Here is a 13,423-nt window from a genome sequence, read left to right as displayed (position 1 = left end):
CGGGACCGTCGCGATCCAGCAGGGTCAGCCGGACCCCACGACCGCGTCGGGCGGGTCCGGCTCCTGCTTGGCGCTGAGGACGAAGGCGCTGGCGGCCACCACGAGGACGAGGCCGACCACCTGCCCCGGGTCGAGCACCTGGCTGAGCACGATCAGCCCGGCCAGTGCGGCCACGGCCGGCTCGAGGCTGAGCAGGACACCGAAGACGCGCTGCGTCAGATGCCGCAGGGCGACGAGCTCGAGCGAGTAGGGCAGGACCGTGCTCAGCACGGCGATGCCGAGGCCGAGCGCGAGGATGTCCGGGCTCCAGGCGTCGATGGACGTGATGCCGAACGGCGCCACGACGAGAGTCGCGATGACGAGCGCGATGGCGAGGCCGTCCAGCCCGTCGAAGCGGGCGCCCGTGCGTTGGCTGAGCACGATGTAGACGGCCCACATGAGCCCCGCAGCCCCGGCCCAGAGCAGGCCGATCGGTTCGAACCGTCCCCAGGTGGCATCGGTGGCCCCGGACACGAGGGCCACGCCGATGGCCGCCGCGAGCACGGCGGCGACATCCCGCGGGCGCCGGCTGAGCGCCGCTGCGAGCCCCAGCGGACCGAGGAACTCGACAGTGACCGCGACGCCGATCGGCAGGTACGCGAGCGACGAGTAGAAGGCCGTGTTCATCCCCGCGAGGGCCAGCCCGAAGAGGATGACCGTGGCCCAGTCCCTGCGGGAGCGCCCGCGCAAGCGGGGTCGCGCCACGGCGGCGAGGACGATCATGGCGAAGACGAGGCGCAGCATGACCGAGCCGATGGCTCCGATCCGCGGGACGAGGGTCGCGGCCAGGGCGGCGCCGAACTGCACGGAGATGACACCCGCGAGAACGAGGAGGGGTGCCGACGAGTGATCCAGTCTCCAGCGGGGGCGCGGCACGACGTCATCCTGCCACGCAGCCAGCGGGACGCCCGCGACACGACCGACCGGCGAGCACCGAGGGGCTGACAGGGGGCCTGCGCCCGTCGTACCGTCGACACATGGGCGAGATCACTCTGGAAGAACTCGAAGCTCCCAAGCACCGCCCCGACCCGGAGGATGCCCTGGTCGTCATGCAGGGCTGGCTCCACGCACCGAGCGACTGGGACGGCACCCGGCTGGAGCGGCTCTGGAACGACAAGCACGGGCGGTCCCGGCTCGGGGTCGGGCTGTGCATCGCCAACAGCCCGCGCCGGCACTTCGTCGTGAGCAACGTCCCTTATGACGTGGAGCTCGTTCGCGCCGAGCTCGAGTCGCTCATCGCCGAGCTCGAGGCAGGCCCGGACGAGGTCGACCCGGAGCCCGAGGCCGCCACCGCCTGACCCTCGAGTCGGCCCGCTTCACCTCCGACTCACCAACCCCGGGCCCGCCACTCGTCGAGGTGTGGCCGCTCCGCGCCCAGGGTGGAGTCGTCGCCGTGGCCGGGGTAGAACCACGTGTCGTCGTCGTAGACATCGAAGACCCGGGTGCTCACGTCCTCGATGAGGGAGTCGAAGCTCTGGCCCGGGTTCTTCGTGTTGCCGATGCCGCCCGGGAAGAGCGAGTCGCCCGTGAACAGGTGCGTGGACCCGCCTGGGTCGGCATAGGCCAGGGCGATCGATCCCGGCGTGTGGCCGCGCAGGTGGACCACGTCGAGGAGCACCTCCCCGAACCGGACCGTGTCGCCCTGGCCGACGCGCTCGTCGACCGCGACGGGCAGGGCGTCGGCGTCGTCAGCACCGGCGACGGTGCGGGCACCGGTCGCGGCGACGACCTGCTCGAGAGCGCGCACGTGGTCCCAGTGCTGGTGCGTGGTGACGACCAGGTCGAGGCCCGAGCCGCTGTCCGCGACGAGCCCGAGGATCCGGGGGGCGTCGTCGGCCGCGTCGACGAGCAGCTGGCGGCCGGTGGCGCGGCAGGTCAGCAGGTAGACGTTGTTGCTCATCTCTGAGACGGCAAGCTTGCGGATCGTGAGGTCCCGCAGCTGACGGACGTCGACGGGGCCACCGGGGACCACCCGTCCCGTGTAGTCGTCACCAGCAGCCGGCGTCGGCGGGGGTCCGAAGGAGTCGCCCATCGCTCAGCCTCCGAAGGGGAGTCGGGGGAGCGGCTCGGAGTGGTCCCCCAGGGCCTCGGTGCGGCCCCGGGCGAGCCAGAGGAGAACGCCGTGCCGCGGACCGGTCACCTTCGTCTCCCCGTCTCCGACGGTCCACTCGTCCCCCTCGTCGGTGCGCAGGGAGAGGCCGGGAACGCCGTCGCTCGAGCCGAGCCGGGCGACCATGTCCTCGAGGAAGAGGTGGACCAGCTCGTCCGGAGCCGACTCGAAGGTGTAGCCCGCATCGAGGTCGACGTGGTGCCAGACCACCTCGCGCAGCCGCATGAAGGGCACCCGCTCCGCGGCGATGAGCTGGCCACCCGGAACGCGCTCGACGGTGGTGCCGACGTGCTGGACGCCGACCTTCGCGATCTCGGGCGCGAGTAGCGCGGCGGTCGAACGGACATCCTCGGCCAGCGCGGCTGCCTCGCGGCCGGCGCCCGCCTCGATGTCGGCGTCGCGTGCCTCGCTGGAGTCGTACATGGTGTCGGCTTCGCCGGTGAGGACGCAGGTGCAGACCCGGGTCAGGGCCTCGGCGTTGCGCGCGAGATGGCTGAGGACGTGCCCGCGTGTCCAGCCCGCGCACAACGACGCAGCCCGCACGTCCGCGTCGGAGAGCGACTGGGCCGTCTCGACGAGCCGCTCGGTCTCTCGCGGCAGGTGACGCGTCGACAGGTCAATGAGGTGCATGTCGTGCCTTTCCGGTCGCTTCGGCCAGCGCGAGCGCCGCGCCGACCAGGGTCAGGTGGGAGAAAGCCTGGGGGAAGTTGCCGACCATGCGCTGCCCCACGGGGTCGTACTCCTCGGACAGCAGCCCGACGTCGTTGACGAGACCGACGAGCCGGTCCATCAGCGCGGTCGCCTCGGCGACGAGGCCGGCCTTGGCGTAGGCGGTCACGAGCCAGAAGGAGCAGGCGAGGAACGGGTGCTCGCCACCCTCGAGGCCGTCGACCCCCGTCTCCGTGCGATAGCGCAGGACGAGCCCGTCGGGCATGAGGTCCTGCTCCACGGCACGGATCGTGCCGAGCATCCGCGGATCGTCGCCGGGCAGGAACCCGACGGCGGAGAGGGTGAGCAGGGACGCGTCGACCTCGGTCGTGTCGTAGTGCTGCACGAAGGTCTGGCGTTTGTCGTTCCACCCCTTCTCCATCACCTCCGCGCGGACCTGCTCGCGCAGCTCGCGCCACCGGTCGACCGGGCCGGGGAGGCCGTGCTCCTCGACGGCCTGGATGGCCCGGTCGAAGGCGGCCCACACCATGACGCGGGAGTGGGTGAAGTGGCGGACCGGGCCGCGGATCTCCCAGAGGCCGTTGTCGGCCTGCTCCCAGTGCTCGGCGAGGTTGTCGACGAGGGCGCGCTGGAGGTTCCACGAGTCGTCGGTCTCGGCGAGGCCGCGCTGGCGGGCGTGCTCGAGTGCGATCATCACCTCGCCGAGGACGTCGGTCTGCCGCTGGCCCACGGCGCCGTTGCCGATCCGGACCGGTCTCGAGTCCGCGTAGCCCGGCAGGTGGGACAGTTCCCGCTCGGGCAGGTCGCGGGCCCCGTCGACGCAGTACATGATCTGGATGTCGTCGGGGTCGCCGGCCACGGCTCGCAGCAGCCACTGGCGCCACAGCTCCGTCTCCTCGACGTAGCCGCAGCCGAGGAGAGCCTCGAGGGTCAGGGCAGCGTCGCGGAGCCAGCAGAAGCGGTAGTCCCAGTTGCGCTCGCCGCCGAAGTCCTCCGGCAGGGACGTCGTGGGTGCGGCGACGATGCCGCCGGTGACGCCGTGGCTGAGCAGTCGCAGGACGAGGAGCGAGCGGGTGACGGCGGCGGCGTACGGGCCGTCGTAGTCGCTGCACGCAGCCCACCGATGGGTGCGGTCGATGGTGTCGGCGATGCGGTTCATCACCTTGAGGGGGGCCGGAACCGTCTCGTGGCTGCGGAACCAGGTCGTCGCGAAGGTGAAGGTCTGCCCGGCCTCGACGTCGAACTCGTCGACGTGTTGTCCGCCCTCGGCCCGGGGCAGCCGCGCGCCGCGCAGGACGATCATGTCGGGGCCGGCGACGGCGGTGATGACCTCGTCGATCCCGGCCTCGCGCTCCTCGGTGTGCCGGCTCACCCAGGGGCGCATGAGGCCGTAGCCGAACCGGACGATCCACTCGTGCCGCATCCGGACCGTGCCGCTGACTCCCTCGATGCGGCGCAGGACGTCGGCCCGGCCGTCGCCGAGCGGCATGAGGTCGACGACCCGCACGACGCCCGTCGACGTCTCGTGGGTCGTCTCGAGGACGAACGAGTCGTTGAGGTAGCGACGCGTCGTCCGCACCTCGGGGTCGACCGGGCCGAGCAGCCAGCGCCCGTTCTCGCGGGTGCCGAGCAGCGCCGCGAAGCACGCGTGGGAGTCGAACCGCGGCAGGCAGAGCCAGTCGACCGACCCGCCACGGCTGACGAGCGCAGCGGTCCCGGTGTCGCCGAGGACGGCGTAGTCCTCGATCGGCGTGACGTTCCCGGGTGGCCGGCTCGCGCTCATGAGGACACCGTATGCCGCTGGGCTCGTTCCCGGGCCGAGCGACGTCCCGTCCCTTCCGCGCCCCTTCCGTGCCCTTCCGCGCCCCTTCCGCGCCCCTTCCGCGCCCCTTCCGCGCCCCTTCCGCGCCCCTTCCGAGCCCTTTGGTGGAATCCGCACGATGCGGGGACTGTCAGTGCGCCGACTTAGCATGGGGCGCGTGACTGCTACGCCCACGGATCGGCCCTCGACCTCTCACGCGCTCGTCGTTCGTGGCGCGCGTGAGCACAACCTCAAGGACGTGTCGGTCGACCTGCCCCGCGACAGCCTCATCGTCTTCACCGGTCTCTCCGGCTCCGGCAAGTCGTCGCTCGCCTTCGACACGATCTTCGCCGAGGGGCAGCGGCGCTACGTCGAGTCGCTCTCCTCCTATGCGCGGCAGTTCCTCGGCCAGATGGACAAGCCGGACGTCGACTTCATCGAGGGGCTGTCACCGGCGGTGTCGATCGACCAGAAGTCGACGAACCGCAACCCCCGATCGACCGTGGGCACGATCACGGAGGTCTACGACTACCTCCGGCTGCTCTTCGCGCGCGCGGGCCGGCCGCACTGCCCGGTGTGCGGGGAGCCGGTCACCCGGCAGACACCGCAGCAGATCGTCGACCAGCTCCTCACCCTGGAGGACCGCACCCGGTTCCAGGTGCTCGCGCCCGTCGTCCAGGGCCGTAAGGGCGAGTTCGTCGACCTCTTCGCGGAGCTGCAGACCAAGGGGTTCTCCCGGGCCCGCGTCGACGGTGAGGTCGTCTCGCTGACCGAGGCGCCCAAGCTGGAGAAGCAGCGCAAGCACACGATCGAGGTCGTCGTCGACCGGCTCGTCGCGAAGGGCGACGACACGGGCGCCAAGCGACGGCTCACCGACTCGGTCGAGACAGCCCTCGGCCTCGCGGGCGGGATCCTCGTCGTCGACTTCGTCGACCGCGACGCGAAGGACCCCGAGCGGCAGCGCCGCTTTTCGGAGAAGATGGCCTGCCCCAACAACCACCCCCTCGGGATGGACGAGGTGCAGCCCCGCTCCTTCTCGTTCAACTCGCCGTTCGGGGCCTGCCCCGAGTGCACGGGCATCGGCACCGAGCTCGAGGTCGACCCCGAGCTCGTCGTGCCCAACGACGACCTCAGCCTGGCGGAGGGCGCCATCCAGCCGTGGGCCCAGGGCAGCGGCTCCGCGGAGTACTTCCAGCGGGTCATGGCGGCGCTCGCCGAGGACCTGAAGTTCTCGATGGACGTGCCGTTCAAGGCGCTGCCGCAGCGCGCCAAGGAGGCGCTGCTGCACGGTGAGAACTACAAGGTCCATGTGCGCTACCGCAACCGTTACGGCCGCGACCGGTCCTACACGACCGGGTTCGAGGGGGTCGTGCCGTTCATCAAGCGCCGGCACGCCGAGACGGAGTCCGACTGGAGCCGGGAGCGCTACGAGGGCTACATGCGCGAGGTGCCCTGCCCGGTCTGCAAGGGTGCCCGGCTCAAGCCGGAGTCCCTCGCCGTCCTCATCGACGGCAAGAACATCAGCGAGGTCTGCGCCCTCGCCATCTCCGATGCCGCGGGCTTCCTCGACCACGTCGACTTCACGGCTCGCGAGCGACAGATCGCCGAGCGGGTCATCAAGGAGATCGACGCGCGCCTGGGCTTCCTCGTCGACGTCGGTCTCGACTACCTCTCCCTCGACCGGGCGGCCGGGACGCTCTCGGGCGGCGAGGCCCAGCGGATCCGGCTCGCGACGCAGATCGGTTCCGGCCTCGTCGGCGTCCTCTACGTCCTCGACGAGCCGTCCATCGGGCTGCACCAGCGCGACAACCACCGGCTCATCGAGACGCTGACGCGCCTGCGCGACCTCGGCAACACCCTCATCGTCGTCGAGCACGACGAGGACACCATCGCCACGGCCGACTGGGTCGTCGACATCGGGCCCGGGGCCGGCGAGCACGGCGGGCACGTCGTCCACTCCGGGCCGGTCAAGGGCCTGCTCGAGCACCCCGACTCGCTGACCGGGATGTACCTGTCGGGTCGCCGTGAGATCTCCCTCCCCGCCGTGCGGCGTGGCCACGACGGGCGCCGGATCACCGTGACCGGGGCCCGGGAGAACAACCTGCGGGACGTGACGGTCGACTTCCCCCTCGGCAACCTCGTCGCGGTCACGGGCGTGTCCGGCTCGGGCAAGTCGACGCTCGTCAACGACATCCTCTACAACGTCCTGGCCAACCGGCTCAACAACGCCAAGCGGGTGCCCGGCCGGCACAGGTCGGTCAGTGGGCTCGACCACCTCGACAAGGTCGTCCACGTCGACCAGAGCCCGATCGGGCGCACGCCTCGGTCGAACCCGGCCACCTACACGGGCGTCTTCGACAACATGCGCAAGCTGTTCGCCGAGACGACCGAGGCCAAGGTGCGCGGCTATCAGCCCGGCCGGTTCTCGTTCAACGTCAAGGGCGGGCGGTGCGAGAACTGCGCCGGCGACGGCACGATCAAGATCGAGATGAACTTCCTGCCGGACGTCTATGTCCCGTGCGAGGTCTGCCACGGTGCGCGGTACAACCGGGAGACACTCGAGGTCCACTTCAAGGGCAAGACGATCGCCGACGTCCTCGACATGCCGATCGAGGAGGCGGCCGAGTTCTTCGAGGCGGTCCCCGCCATCTCGCGCCACCTGAAGACGCTCAACGACGTCGGCCTCGGCTACGTCCGGCTCGGCCAGCCCGCGCCGACCCTGTCCGGGGGTGAGGCGCAGCGGGTCAAGCTCGCGAGCGAGCTGCAGAAGCGGTCCTCGGGGCGCACGGTCTACGTGCTCGACGAGCCGACGACCGGGCTGCACTTCGAGGACATCCGCAAGCTGCTCGACGTGCTCCAGGGCCTCGTGGACAAGGGCAACACCGTCATCGTCATCGAGCACAACCTCGACGTGATCAAGAACGCCGACTGGATCATCGACCTCGGTCCCGAGGGCGGTTCGGGCGGTGGGCAGGTCATCGCCGAGGGGACCCCGGAGGACGTGGCCCAGGTCGAGGCAAGTCACACGGGCCGTTTCCTCCGGCCGATCCTCGAGCGGACCGCGCGCACTCCGTCCCGGGCTTCCGGGAGGAAGCCGGCGGCGTCGAACGGCGCGAAGACGACCGGCACGGTGGCGGCGACGTCGGCGAAGGGGTCCACGACGTCGCGGCGCCGCACGACCGCCGCCGCTGCGAAGAGCACCTCCACGGTGACGGTTCGCCGGGCTCCGGCCACGGCCACGACGGCCGCGAAACGTTCGACTCCCGCGAAGCGATCGACGAAGGGAACGTCATGAGCCAACGCCTCACCGGCCGACGCAACGTGCTGACCGGGGCTGCCGGGATCGCTGGGGCCGGCGCCCTCGCCGCGTGCAGCAGCCCACCGGTGCCGACGACGGCCGCGCCCGACGCGGCTGGCGCCGGCTCCGCAGTGGCCGGACGCCCCATCTCCGAGATCCCCGTCGGCGGCGGCAAGATCTTCCCGGACACGAAGGTCGTCGTCACCCAGCCGGCAGCCGGGACCCTCAAGGCGTTCTCCACGACCTGCACGCACCAGGGATGCGCCGTGACGAGCATCCGCGACGGGCAGATCATCTGCCCCTGCCATGGCAGCGCCTTCGACATCGAGTCCGGAGCCCCGACCCCGGACAGCCAGGCCAAGCGGCCGCTCGAGGCGAAGTCGGTCACCGTGTCCGGAGACAGCTACACGCTCAGCTGACGGCGCCCGCGGACCGAGCCCAGCGGCATACGGCAGCGTCTGCGCGTCGACATAGGGTGGTGGCGTGGCCGACCCGACGACCTACCGCCCCAAGCCGGGGGAGATCCCGATCGACCCGGGGGTCTACCGCTTTCGGGACGCCCACGGTCGGGTCATCTACGTCGGCAAGGCGAAGTCCCTGCGCCCCCGGCTGTCCTCGTACTTCCAGGACATCGCCGCGCTCCACCCACGCACCGCGACGATGGTCACCACCGCCGCCTCCGTCGAGTGGACCGTCGTCCGGACCGAGGTCGAGGCCCTGGCGCTCGAGTACTCCTGGATCAAGGAGTTCGACCCGCGGTTCAACGTCAAGTACCGCGACGACAAGTCCTACCCGTTCCTTGCCGTGACGATGGGGGAGGAGTACCCGCGGGCCCAGGTGATGCGCGGCGCGAAACGGCGGGGCACCCGCTACTTCGGTCCCTACGGGCACGCGTGGGCCATCCGCGAGACCCTCGACCTGCTGCTCCGCGTCTTCCCGATCCGGACCTGCTCGGCCGGGGTCTTCAAGCGGGCGTCCGCCAGCGGCCGACCCTGCCTGCTCGGCTACATCGACAAGTGCTCGGCCCCCTGCGTCGGCCGCGTCAGTGCCGACGAGCACCGCGCCATCGCAGAGGAGTTCTGCGACTTCATGTCCGGCGACACGACCCGCTTCCTGCGGCGGCTGGAGAGCCGGATGAAGGAGGCCTCGACCAACCTCGAGTTCGAGGAGGCGGCCCGGCTGCGAGACGACCTCACCGCGATGCGCAAGGCGCTCGAGAAGCAGGCCGTCGTCCTCGGGGACGGCACCGACGCCGACGTCTTCGCGCTCGCCGACGACGACCTCGAGGCAGCCGTCCAGGTGTTCCACGTGCGCGGTGGCCGCATCCGCGGGCAGCGCGGCTGGGTCGTCGAGAAGGAGAGCGAGGACCTGCCGCTGCTCGTCGAGCACCTCCTTCAGCAGGTCTACGGCGACGTCGACCCCGGCACGACCGCCCGGGATGCCGTCCCGCGTGAGGTCCTCGTGCCCGTCGAGCCCGCCGACCCCGAGGCCGTCGCTGCGTGGCTCTCCGGACTACGCGGGTCCACGGTGTCGGTGCGGATCCCGCAGCGCGGTGACAAGCGAAGCCTCATGGAGACGGTGCGGCGCAACGCCGAGCAGTCCCTGGCCCGGCACAAGGTGGCGCGCGCCGGCGACCTCACGCTGCGCAGCAAGGCGCTGCAGGAGCTGCAGGACTACCTCGAGCTGCCGGAGGCGCCGCTGCGGATCGAGTGCTACGACGTCAGCCACGTCCAGGGCACCAACGTCGTGGCGAGCATGGTCGTCTTCGAGGACGGCCTCGCCCGCAAGAGCGAGTACCGCCGCTTCATCGTGCGTGGGGGCGCACCAGCCGACGAGCCCGACGGAGCCGGCCCCGCCCCGGCTGCGACGGTGGACGACACCGCGGCCATGCGCGAGGTGCTCGGTCGCCGGTTCCGCCGATACCTCGAGGAGGCCGAAGGGGTCGGCGACCTCGACCTGGCGGCCGGGGTCGAGGCGGACACCCAACCGTCCGGCTCCAACGGCGCGGCTGCCGGACCGCCTGGCCGGGAGGGAGACCTCGAGGACGATGCGACGACCGGACCGATCGACCCGACCACCGGACGGCCGCGACGCTTCGCCTACCCGCCGAGCCTCGTCGTCGTGGACGGCGGCCTGCCCCAGGTCAACGCGGCCCAGGCCGTGCTCGACGAGCTCGGCATCGAGGAGGTCGCCCTGGTCGGGCTCGCGAAGCGGCTCGAAGAGGTGTGGGTGCCCCGCACCGACCACCCGCTCATCCTCCCGCGCACCAGCGAGGGCCTCTACCTGCTGCAACGCCTGCGTGACGAGGCGCACCGCTTCGCCATCACCTTCCACCGCCAGCGCCGCTCCAAGGCCATGACGGCCTCGCAGCTCGACGGGGTCCCCGGGCTGGGCGCCGCCAGGCAGCGGGCCCTGCTCAAGCACTTCGGGTCGGTGAAACGGCTCCGGGCCGCCGACGCAGACGCGATCATGGCCGTGCCGGGCATCGGCCCTGCCCTGGCGGGCGCCATCGTCGCCCACTTGTCCGAGAGCGGTCCGGCAGAGCCGGCCGTCAACCTCACGACGGGAGAGATCCTCGAATGAACACCGGGTCCGCCACACCCCAGGCGTCACCACCAGGAGGCGGCGCCATCGCGGACGCCCCCCTCGTCATCGTGACCGGCATGAGCGGTGCCGGTCGCTCCACGACGGCGAACGTCCTGGAGGACCTCGGCTGGCTCGTCGTCGACAACCTCCCACCCCAGATGCTCGAGTCCCTGGTCGCGCTGCGCTCGGCCTCCGCCGTGCAGCACCCCGACGCGGCGCTGCGCCAGCTCGCCGTCGTCGTCGACGTCCGGTCACGTGGCTGGTTCGCCCACCTCGAGGAAGCGATCGACGCGGCCACGGCGCGCGGCGAGCGGCCGAGCGTGTTGTTCCTCGACGCGACCGACGAGGCTCTCGTCCGCCGCTTCGAGAGCGTGCGCCGGCCGCATCCGCTCCAGGGCGAGGGGCGCCTGCTCGATGGGATCCAGAAGGAGCGGTCGCTCCTGCTCGACCTGCGTTCGGGCGCCGACGTCGTCATCGACAGCTCGGGCCTCAACGTCCACCAGCTGACGGCGAAGCTCACCTCGATCTTCGCGGGCGACCGCAAGGCGCAGCTGCGCATCGCCGTGATGAGCTTCGGGTTCAAGTACGGCCTCCCGCTCGACGCCGACGTCGTCTTCGACATGCGGTTCCTGCCCAACCCGTTCTGGGTGCCCGAGCTCAAGGCGCTCAACGGCCGGGACACGGCGGTGGCGGACTACGTCCTCCAGCAGGCCGGGGCGCAGGAGTTCCTCGACCGGGCCACCGACCTGCTCGGCACCATGATTGACGGCTACGTGCGTGAGGGTCGCCGCTACGTCACCGTCGCCGTCGGGTGCACCGGTGGCAAGCACCGCTCAGTGGCCACGGCGGAGGCCCTGAGCGCCCGGCTGGGCACGGACCAGGTGGACACGTTCACCGTCCACCGGGATCTCGGCCGGGAGTGAGCGTGCCCCCCGCAGCCCAGCTCCTGCCGACGCACCAGCGCAAGATCGTCGCGCTGGGCGGAGGGCACGGACTCTTCGCCTCACTGAGCGCCCTCCGCCTCCTCACCGACCACCTCACGGCCGTCGTCACCGTCGCCGACGACGGAGGGTCCAGCGGGCGGCTGCGCGACGACTTCCACGTCCTGCCGCCGGGCGACCTGCGGATGGCCCTCGCCGCGCTCTGCGACGACTCCGAGTGGGGCCACACCTGGCGCGACGTGCTCCAGCACCGGTTCGCGGGGTCCGGTGAGCTCCAGGGCCACTCGCTCGGCAACCTGATGATCGTCTCCATCTGGGAGCTGCTCGGCGACACCGTCGGCGGCCTCGAGCTCGTCGGACGGCTGCTCGGCGCCCGGGGCCGGGTGCTCCCGATGGCCTCCGAGCCCCTCGAGATCGTCGCGGAGATCCGGGGCCACGACCCGGACCGGCCCGACGAGACCGTCGTCGTCCACGGCCAGCATCGCGTCGCCTCCTCACCGGGCGTCGTGTCCTCGATCGGGATCGTGCCGACCTGCCCCCAGCCGTGCGTCGAGGCCCTCGATGCCGTCCTGGAGGCCGACTGGGTCGTCCTCGGGCCCGGCTCGTGGTTCACCTCGGTCATGCCCCACCTGCTGGTCCCCGACCTGGCCGACGCGCTCGTCGCCACGACGGCCCGCCGCCTCCTCATCCTGAACCTCGAGGTCGCCACCGACGAGACCCGCGACTTCCGCGCAGAGGACCACCTCGCCTCCTTCGCCGCCAACGCGCCGGGCCTGCGCCTCGATGCCGTCGTCGCGGACCCGAGCGTCGTCGACGACCCGGAGACGCTGCGGGCGGCCGCCGCCGAGGTGGGCGCCGAGCTCGTGATCGCGCCCGTCGTCGCCCGCGCGCGACCCGGGGTCCACGACCCGCTCCGGCTCGCGGCCGCTCTGCGGGACGTCATCGCCAACTGAGCGGCGCATGGCGTCCGGGCCCGGATCCGGGTGGCAGGATGTCGGACATGGCGATGACAGCGAAGGTGAAGGACGAGCTCTCGCGGCTCGACGTGACGAAGCCCTGTTGTCGCAAGGCCGAGGTCTCCACCATGCTGCGCTTCGCCGGGGGCCTGCACATCATCGGCGGCCAGATCGTCGTCGAGGCCGAGCTCGACACCGCCAACGCCGCTCGCCGGCTGCGCCGCAACATCACCGAGGTCTACGGCCACCGCAGCGACGTCCTCGTGCTCGCTGCCGGGGGGCTGCGACGCGGCTCGCGCTACGTCGTCCGGGTGGTCGAGGAGGGTGCGACCCTCGCGCGGCAGACGGGCCTCGTCGACACCCACGGACGGCCGGTGCGCGGCCTGCCGCCGAAGGTCGTCAGTGGCTCCACCTGCGACTCCGAGGCTGCTTGGCGCGGTGCCTTCCTCGCGCACGGCTCCCTGACCGAGCCCGGCCGCTCGTCCGCGCTCGAGGTCACCTGCCCCGGACCGGAGGCGGCTCTCGCCCTCGTCGGCGCGGCTCGCCGGCTCGGCATCCAGGCCAAGGCCCGCGAGGTCCGCGGAGTCGACCGCGTCGTGATCCGCGACGGCGACGCGATCGGGGCCATGCTCACCCGGCTCGGCGCACACGACGCCGTGCTCGCGTGGGAGGAGCGCCGGATGCGCCGGGAGGTGCGCGCCACGGCCAACCGGCTCGCCAACTTCGACGACGCCAACCTGCGCCGCTCGGCCCGGGCCGCCGTCGCCGCCGGCGCCAGAGTCGAACGGGCCATGGAGATCCTCGGCGACGAGGTCCCCGACCACCTGCGTGAGGCCGGTGTCCTCCGGCTCGAGCACAAGCAGGCCAGCCTCGAGGAGCTCGGCCAGCTCGCCCAGCCGCCGATGACCAAGGACGCCGTCGCCGGGCGCATCCGCCGCCTGCTCGCCATGGCCGACAAGCGCGCCGAGGACCTCGGGATCCCCGGCACCGATGCCAACCTCACCCCGGACATGCTCGACAGCT

At 71.7% G+C, this 13,423-nt stretch carries 11 protein-coding genes; 7 read left to right on the top strand and 4 right to left on the bottom strand.

Annotation, left to right across the window (positions count from 1 at the left end):
- Positions 1 to 24: 24 nt before the first annotated feature.
- Positions 25 to 915 carry an EamA family transporter gene (locus OO014_RS01195; protein WP_272460401.1) on the bottom strand — a complete coding sequence of 297 codons (891 nt, stop codon included), beginning with the start codon at positions 913 to 915 and terminating at the stop codon, positions 25 to 27.
- A 101-nt stretch (positions 916 to 1,016) separates the two neighbouring features.
- Between OO014_RS01195 and OO014_RS01190 the strand changes: the two genes are divergently transcribed.
- Positions 1,017 to 1,337 (top strand): hypothetical protein, encoded by a 321-nt coding sequence (locus tag OO014_RS01190; protein WP_272460400.1) that lies wholly within the window; start codon positions 1,017 to 1,019, stop codon positions 1,335 to 1,337.
- Between the two features lie 29 nt (positions 1,338 to 1,366).
- Here the strand turns inward: OO014_RS01190 and OO014_RS01185 are convergent, their stop codons facing one another.
- Genes OO014_RS01185 through OO014_RS01175 form a run of 3 tightly spaced genes read right to left on the bottom strand, consistent with a single transcriptional unit; the run spans position 1,367 to position 4,601 of the window.
- Positions 1,367 to 2,071, bottom strand: coding sequence for an MBL fold metallo-hydrolase (locus OO014_RS01185; RefSeq protein WP_272460399.1), 705 nt, complete (start codon positions 2,069 to 2,071; stop codon positions 1,367 to 1,369).
- 3 nt (positions 2,072 to 2,074) lie between these two features.
- Positions 2,075 to 2,779, bottom strand: coding sequence for a maleylpyruvate isomerase family mycothiol-dependent enzyme (locus OO014_RS01180; protein WP_272460398.1), 705 nt, complete (start codon positions 2,777 to 2,779; stop codon positions 2,075 to 2,077).
- Positions 2,766 to 4,601, bottom strand: coding sequence for a glycoside hydrolase family 15 protein (locus tag OO014_RS01175; protein ID WP_272460397.1), 1,836 nt, complete (start codon positions 4,599 to 4,601; stop codon positions 2,766 to 2,768). The genes OO014_RS01180 and OO014_RS01175 overlap by 14 nt, the downstream gene beginning before the upstream one ends.
- Positions 4,602 to 4,788: 187 nt before the next feature.
- On the opposite strand from OO014_RS01175, the gene uvrA reads away from it, so the two are divergent.
- The 6 genes from uvrA to whiA all read left to right on the top strand — a co-directional run.
- Entirely contained in the window at positions 4,789 to 7,914 is a 3,126-nt protein-coding gene (gene uvrA, locus OO014_RS01170) for an excinuclease ABC subunit UvrA (RefSeq protein ID WP_272460396.1), read from the top strand.
- Positions 7,911 to 8,336 (top strand): Rieske (2Fe-2S) protein, encoded by a 426-nt coding sequence (locus tag OO014_RS01165; protein ID WP_272460395.1) that lies wholly within the window; start codon positions 7,911 to 7,913, stop codon positions 8,334 to 8,336. Before uvrA ends, OO014_RS01165 begins: the two co-directional genes overlap by 4 nt.
- A gap of 64 nt (positions 8,337 to 8,400) precedes the next feature.
- Positions 8,401 to 10,500 carry an excinuclease ABC subunit UvrC gene (gene uvrC, locus OO014_RS01160; RefSeq protein WP_272460394.1) on the top strand — a complete coding sequence of 700 codons (2,100 nt, stop codon included), beginning with the start codon at positions 8,401 to 8,403 and terminating at the stop codon, positions 10,498 to 10,500.
- On the top strand, positions 10,497 to 11,426 hold the full coding sequence (gene rapZ / locus OO014_RS01155; protein WP_272460393.1) for an RNase adapter RapZ: 930 nt from the start codon (positions 10,497 to 10,499) through the stop codon (positions 11,424 to 11,426). Before uvrC ends, rapZ begins: the two co-directional genes overlap by 4 nt.
- Before the next feature lie 2 nt (positions 11,427 to 11,428).
- The gene (locus OO014_RS01150; protein ID WP_272460392.1) at positions 11,429 to 12,397 is read left to right on the top strand and encodes a gluconeogenesis factor YvcK family protein; all 969 of its coding nucleotides are present in this window, start codon (positions 11,429 to 11,431) and stop codon (positions 12,395 to 12,397) included.
- A 47-nt stretch (positions 12,398 to 12,444) separates the two neighbouring features.
- On the top strand, positions 12,445 to 13,423 hold a 979-nt coding region (whiA, locus tag OO014_RS01145; protein ID WP_272460391.1), incomplete at its 3' end, for a DNA-binding protein WhiA.

Source organism: Intrasporangium calvum, from assembly GCF_028446585.1.
GTDB lineage: Bacteria > Actinomycetota > Actinomycetes > Actinomycetales > Dermatophilaceae > Intrasporangium > Intrasporangium calvum_A.
Note: the sequence above shows the minus strand (reverse complement) of the source record. Positions and strands in the feature narration are given on the sequence as shown.

What these genes read in the sequence shown, in the direction of transcription:
- OO014_RS01185 (WP_272460399.1), bottom strand. Translation starts at nt 2,071, where the DNA reads ATGGGCGACTCCTTCGGACCCCCGCCGACGCCGGCTGCTGGTGACGAC.
- OO014_RS01190 (WP_272460400.1), top strand. Translation starts at nt 1,017, where the DNA reads ATGGGCGAGATCACTCTGGAAGAACTCGAAGCTCCCAAGCACCGCCCC.
- rapZ (WP_272460393.1), top strand. Translation starts at nt 10,497, where the DNA reads ATGAACACCGGGTCCGCCACACCCCAGGCGTCACCACCAGGAGGCGGC.
- OO014_RS01175 (WP_272460397.1), bottom strand. Translation starts at nt 4,601, where the DNA reads ATGAGCGCGAGCCGGCCACCCGGGAACGTCACGCCGATCGAGGACTAC.
- OO014_RS01165 (WP_272460395.1), top strand. Translation starts at nt 7,911, where the DNA reads ATGAGCCAACGCCTCACCGGCCGACGCAACGTGCTGACCGGGGCTGCC.
- uvrA (WP_272460396.1), top strand. Translation starts at nt 4,789, where the DNA reads ATGGGGCGCGTGACTGCTACGCCCACGGATCGGCCCTCGACCTCTCAC.
- OO014_RS01180 (WP_272460398.1), bottom strand. Translation starts at nt 2,779, where the DNA reads ATGCACCTCATTGACCTGTCGACGCGTCACCTGCCGCGAGAGACCGAG.